The sequence below is a fragment of the Micromonospora sp. NPDC049580 genome (assembly GCF_040675595.1).
GTDB lineage: Bacteria > Actinomycetota > Actinomycetes > Mycobacteriales > Micromonosporaceae > Micromonospora.
Window position 1 is genome coordinate 1 of sequence record NZ_JBFAPG010000732.1, and the last position, 2,058, is coordinate 2,058.

The 2,058-nt window shown below is 70.2% G+C and carries 2 protein-coding genes; one reads left to right on the plus strand and one right to left on the minus strand.

Annotated features, from left to right (window positions below; translation table 11 throughout):
* Positions 1–114: 114 nt before the first annotated feature.
* Positions 115–1,047 (minus strand): NlpC/P60 family protein, encoded by a 933-nt coding sequence (locus AB0J68_RS31520; protein ID WP_354860935.1) that lies wholly within the window; start codon positions 1,045–1,047, stop codon positions 115–117.
* Positions 1,048–1,630: 583 nt separating this feature from the next.
* Between AB0J68_RS31520 and AB0J68_RS31525 the strand changes: the two genes are divergently transcribed.
* On the plus strand, positions 1,631–2,058 hold a 428-nt coding region (locus AB0J68_RS31525; RefSeq protein WP_363942459.1), incomplete at its 3' end, for a DUF6232 family protein.

The following is a 2,058-nucleotide window of genomic DNA, read 5'->3' on the forward strand; positions in this document are numbered from 1 at the left end:
GGTTTTCTGAGGTGTTGTCTTCGGATCTCTGCTGCCTCCCGGACCTGTTTTAAATGAGGGCGACCGGCGGGGGTCCGTTGGGGGGACGCCGGCCGTTCGCCGTATCGGGTCGGGCTAGCGGACCCGGCCGTAGCCGTGGATGGACATCATGTTCATGCCGCGCTTGAGCACGTTGCGACCGGCGCTCGGCGCGTCGATGACCTGACCGTCGCCCACGTAGAGGGCGACGTGCCCGAGCCCGCTGTAGAAGATCAGGTCTCCCGGGCGCAGGTCACCCCGACCGATGTGGGCGACCGCTCCCCACTGCATCCGTGCGTTGTGCGGCAGCGACCTGCCGGCCGCCCGCCAGGCCGCGAGGGTCAGTCCGGAACAGTCGTAGCCGTTCGGCCCTTCACCGGCCCAGACGTACGGCTTGCCGACCGCCCCGAAGGCGTAGCGCACCGCAGCGCCGGCGTCCCCGGCCACGGCGGGCACGTTTGTGGCCTCGGCCTCCGCCGCCTTGGGCGCGGGTCGCTCGGTGGCGGCCCCGTACGCCTGCCGGCGCAGCTCGTACAGGTCGGCCAGGTCACTCTCGATGCGCTTCTTGCCCGCCGCCAGCTCGCGGGCCTGCGCGGCCTGCCGGGTCAGCGTGGCGTCCAGGCGTGTCTTCTCGTCGAGCAGCCGCCGCTGGTTCGCGGTGAAGCCGGAGATGCGCTCCTGGCGCTGGCGGGTCAGCTGATCGAGGGTGCCGAGCCGGTCGAGCAGAGCGACGGAGCCGCCGGGACGCAGCAGCGCGTCCATCGTCTGCAGGCCACCGCTCTTGTACGCGGTGTTGGCGAGTGCCGCGACGTCGGCCCGGCTCTGCTCGGCCTGCTGTTCCAGGGGGCCGATGCGGGCCTGTAATCGGGCCACCGCGGTCTTGTTGACCTTGATGTCCTCGGTGAGCTTGTTGTAGGACTCCACGATCCGTTCCAACTCTGCCGAGGACGTCTCGATCCGGTGGGTCAGGTCGGCGGGGGACGGCTCGGCGTGGGCCACCGCCGTCGGGGCGATCAGTGCGGCCGACATGCCGGCCAGGACCGCGGTGCGCAGCAGGGTTCTCAGGGATGACAAGAGCGAAGGGCTCCTCTCCCACGGCCGCCGACGGGGCTGCTGACGCCCTCGGCGACACCGGCCGGGGCCATCCGGGTGGACGGCACTGGGCCGGACCGGCTCGCCCAACCTAACCCGGGACGGTTGTGCCGCGCAGTTGAAGCAGGGGCGAAAGTTGGCGAAGTGGCGCGAAGTGCCGCTGCTGTCGGTGACACCAGCGGGACTGCTGACGCGGGATGGGGGACCGCCCGAGAGCCCTTTTTCGCATCCGCTGACCGATATCTGACATTCGTCGTTCCGGGCGTATGCCGTCGGATGGCCTCCGCCAATATCCGACAAAACCTGAAATGGATGCTGTTTCGCGGCGATGTCCGCCGGTCGGGTGAGCAGGTCGGAATCGTAAATGCCCAGGTGGAGTGGCGGTGCCCCAACACAATGGAGCCGCAGCCGGGAATCCCGTCCCCGGGCAGCGATGCCCGGCCACGGACCGAACCCGGCAGACCGCCCCACGGGAGGAACCGTGAATCGTGAAGGCGCAAAGACGCGACCGCAACGAACGGTGCCCGGAGCCAGGTCCACGCTGCTGTACGCGCGACCCGGCATCATCGTCACCGTCGACCGGTTCACCGTCGGCCGCACCAGCTATCGCATCGTCGACCTGACCCACCTGCGCACCACCCGAGGCCCGCACGACCGGATCGCCGTCCGGGCGGTGGTGATCACCGCATCCATGATCGGCGTGGTCGGCCTGCTCCTCGGCTTCAGCGGCGGCCTGCAACGGTTGACCGCCGAGGCGTACCTCATCCTCGGGGCGGTGCTCCTGCTGCCGGCGGCACTCGCCCTGGTCGGCGACCGCTGGCGCCCACCGCCGTACGAGCTGTGGGGCTGGCACCGGGGCGCGGAGGTGCTGCTGTTCAGCGCCGACAACGAGCGGCAGTTCGGTCAGGTCACCCGGGCGCTGCTGCGCGCCCGGGAGGTCAACCGGTA